A 3250-nucleotide genomic window follows, 5' to 3' on the forward strand; every position below is an offset into this window, starting at 1 on the left:
TTTGCTGTCCCCCGACTGATGCTCGAAGACCCGGCGGGCCAGGTCATCGGTCGAGCCGATGTAGAGCGTGCCGTTTCGCCGGCTGGCCATGATGTACACGTAAAACACCATGGGTGAGCTTGCGGGCTTACTCAATTTACTTCAACCCTTTTCTCCACCTCCCCGGCGAAGGCCGGGGCCCAGATTCAGCCTGAGCCTTTGGGGATGACGCGCCTTCCGCCGACGCCAGAAACCGGCCACCGCTCCGGGTTCGACCTGGGCCCGGCCTCGCCGGGGAGGTGGCGTTAGGGGGCTATAGCCCTGCCCTATCCCAATCAACCCACTTCCCCGGCGAAGGCCGGGCCAGCCCAGATTCAGCCTGAGCCTTTGGGAATGACGCGCCTTCCGCCGACGCCAGAACCGGCCCCGCTCCGGGGTTCGACCTGGGCCCCGGCCTTCGCCGAGGAGGTGGCGTTAGGGGGCTATAGGCCGGCCCTATCCCAATCAACCCACTTCCCCGGCGAAGGCCGGGGCCCAGATCCAGCCTGAGCCTTTGGGGATGATGCGCCTTCCGCCGACGCCAGAACGGGCCCCGCTCCGGGTTCGATCTGGGCCCCGGCCTTCGCCGGGGAGGTGGCGTTAGGGGGACTATAGGCCGGCCCTATCCCAATCAACCCACCTCCCCGGCGAAGGCCGGGGCCCAGATTCAGCCTGAGCCTTTGGGGATGACGCGCCCTTGGCCGACCGCTAGAACCGGCCCCGCTCCGGGTTCGACCTGGGCCCCGGCCTTTCGCCGGGAGGTGGCGGTGGGGGCTATATACCTGCCCCCTACCCCACCTGCGTCGCCGTGCCCGCCACATGTACCAGGTCAGCAACGTCCCGCAGATCACGCTGGCCGCCGCATAGCCGCCGGTGCGCTTCCAGGTGAAGACGCTGATCACCGCGATTAGGGCGGTCAGGGGCAGGAACTGGATCGCCACGACGGTCGACAGCGGATCAAAGGCGGTCGGCAGGCGGCCGGTCAGGAACAGGGCGGCGTAGTCGAGGCCCAGCAGCAGGGCGAAACCGCCTGACAGGGCCAGGACGGCGGCGGCGTAGCGGGCGGTGTTGCTCTCGCCGCTCACCGGGATGCGGGCCAGCAGGGTTCGCGCCGTGACCCGAAGGCCAGGGTGAAGATCGGCCAATAGACAGGGCCAGCTTGGCCTGATCAGGGCTGAACCGCTTGAGCGCCACCACCCAGAAGCGGAAATCCACCAGGAACAGCCGGTGGACCAGCTCCAGCGCCCATAGACCACGGCGACGCTGATCAGGCCCGCCGCGATGGCCAGGGGCCAGCGGTTGCTGAACACCGGCCGGCCGCGCTTGCCGATCAGGCCCAGGGCCAGGGTCAGCAGGGCGCCGACCGCCGCCCAGACCATCACCTGGTTGGTGATCCCCTGCTTGAAGATCGCGTTGGGCGCAGGGCGACCATGCCCAGGATGAACAGTGGAAAATAGGTCAGGGCCGGCAGCAGGGCCGTCAGGGCCAGGTCGCCCCGGTCGCGCAGGGCCTGACCGGCCACGCCCGGCTGGCGCAGGCTGGCGAACATCGGCAGGGCCAGCAGCAGCTCGAAACTGCCCAGCAGCAGCACTATGGCGCCGATCAGGGCGAGCCTGTGCCGGCCTCCTTCCACATCCAGATCTGATCGCCGGCCGGGCGCGGCGTCCCGCCGGTCAGGGTGCGGGCGAACCAGTCGGTCGCGTGGCCGACGGCGGTCGGCGACAGGTGGTCGCCGGGATGGGTGGTGGCGGGGGTCTGCAGCACCCGGGCCGTGCCTGGGCGATGTCGCCATAGAGCTTACCGGGCGCGATCGTCTCCGTGGCGCCGAACACCGCCTTCAGCTTGGCGCTGCCGGTGACGTCCTGGGCCCGGTCGACGCCCCACATCAGCTTGGAGAACTCGTCATAGCGGCTGAACACCAGGGCCAGGTTGCGCGGCCAGGCGGGGTTCGTCGGCGGCGAACGGCTTGCCGGTCGACGAGCCCTCCAGCACCACGGCCTTGTAGGCGTCGGGCATGGCGGCGGCGGCGGCCAGCACCGTCCAGCCGCCCATGCTGTGGCCCTCCAGCCCGATATTGCCGGGATCGACCATCGGTAGGCCGCGCAGATAGTTCAGCCCGTCGGGGCCGCCGAAGCCGTTGGAGAAGGCCGCGCCGCCGCTATAGCCGTGGCCGGTCTGGTCCAGGGCAACACCACATAGCCGCGCCGGGCGAACTCGATGGCGAACGGGCTCTGTGTCTCGCGGCTGTTGATATAGCCGTGCACGGCCAGCACGCCGGGGCCGGGGTCGCGGCGGTGGCGTTGGCCGGGGTGTAGAGCAGGCCGCTCATCGTCACGGCCGCCGGTCCGGCGAAGGCCACTCGGTGACCTTGATCCGCCGGCCGTCTGGACCTTGGCGGCCAGCAGGCTTCCCCCAGCACCAGGGCCAGGCCAGCACGAACAACAGCCATGGCTTGCGCATGATCTCGTCTCCCCCGACGCCGGTCGTTCGCCGGCTTTGCGGGGAGCCTAGAGGCGGGGCGAATGTCGAATCCCGGCCGACACCTGGTGATTTGAGTCAGATGAGCGCCGCGCCGCCGGCGCGCGGCGCCCAGCGATCCTCCATGCCTTGCCGTAGACGGCCTGGACCCGGGCCAGGATTGCGGCGGCGCCGTCTGGGGCGGCCGGAGTCGAACGGCGGGGCGGGGCGTATTCGACGCCCAGCTGAATGGCCATGGCCATGTCCTCGCGGCGATCTCGGCGGCGATGGTCAGGGCGAAGTCGATGCCCGCCGTCACCCGCCGCCGGTGAAGACGTTGCCGTCGCGCACCACCCGGGCCGGATCGGGCGTGGCGCCGAACAGGGAGAGCTGCTCGCGCCACGCCCAGTGGCAGGCGGCGCTTGCCTTGCAACAGCCCCGCCGCCCCCAGCACCAGCGAGCCGGTGCAGACCGAGGTCACATAGCGCGACATCGCCGCCAGCCGGCGGATCTGGTCGAGGAAGGCCGCATCGGCCATGGCCTCTTCGTCCCGAACCCCCGCACGCAGAGCAGGTCGCAGGTTCGAGGTCGGCCAGGCGCGGCAGATGGGCGAAGGTCAGGCCGTCGCCTCGATCTCGCCCCGGCCAGGCTGGCGGCCACCACCTTGGCCCCCGGCAGGCGGCTGAGGATCTTGGTGCGGACCGGTGAAATCCAGTGGGTGACGCCTGGATACAGGGCGAAGACGATGGAAAGCGGCGCGGGCGAGGTCATCACG

At 70.1% G+C, this 3250-nt stretch carries 7 protein-coding genes and 1 pseudogene; all 8 read right to left on the reverse strand.

What is annotated here, in order from left to right; translation table 11 throughout:
- A partial coding sequence (locus CSW58_RS13240; RefSeq protein WP_161494627.1) for a GIY-YIG nuclease family protein occupies positions 1–111 on the reverse strand: 111 nt, incomplete at its 3' end.
- A gap of 350 nt (positions 112–461) precedes the next feature.
- Entirely contained in the window at positions 462–1397 is a 936-nt protein-coding gene (locus CSW58_RS13850) for a hypothetical protein (RefSeq protein WP_143755222.1), read from the reverse strand.
- A complete protein-coding gene (locus CSW58_RS14465; RefSeq protein ID WP_236627836.1) occupies positions 1397–1651 on the reverse strand; it encodes a hypothetical protein in 255 nt (84 codons plus the stop codon). The genes CSW58_RS13850 and CSW58_RS14465 overlap by 1 nt, the downstream gene beginning before the upstream one ends.
- 40 nt (positions 1652–1691) lie before the next feature.
- Complete coding sequence (locus CSW58_RS14470; RefSeq protein ID WP_201721681.1) at positions 1692–1937, reverse strand: hypothetical protein; 246 nt, start codon at positions 1935–1937, stop codon at positions 1692–1694.
- A complete protein-coding gene (locus CSW58_RS14475; RefSeq protein WP_201721682.1) occupies positions 1921–2109 on the reverse strand; it encodes a S9 family peptidase in 189 nt (62 codons plus the stop codon). Before CSW58_RS14475 ends, CSW58_RS14470 begins: the two co-directional genes overlap by 17 nt.
- Positions 2110–2129: 20 nt before the next feature.
- A complete protein-coding gene (locus tag CSW58_RS14480) occupies positions 2130–2291 on the reverse strand; it encodes a hypothetical protein (RefSeq protein WP_201721683.1) in 162 nt (53 codons plus the stop codon).
- 58 nt (positions 2292–2349) lie between these two features.
- Positions 2350–2478 carry a hypothetical protein gene (locus CSW58_RS15865; protein ID WP_255406591.1) on the reverse strand — a complete coding sequence of 43 codons (129 nt, stop codon included), beginning with the start codon at positions 2476–2478 and terminating at the stop codon, positions 2350–2352.
- Between the two features lie 474 nt (positions 2479–2952).
- Positions 2953–3250, reverse strand: a pseudogene (locus CSW58_RS14485) (hypothetical protein); the annotation flags it as partial.

It is taken from the genome of Caulobacter sp. B11, from assembly GCF_002737765.1.
In the GTDB taxonomy this organism is placed as follows: domain Bacteria; phylum Pseudomonadota; class Alphaproteobacteria; order Caulobacterales; family Caulobacteraceae; genus Caulobacter.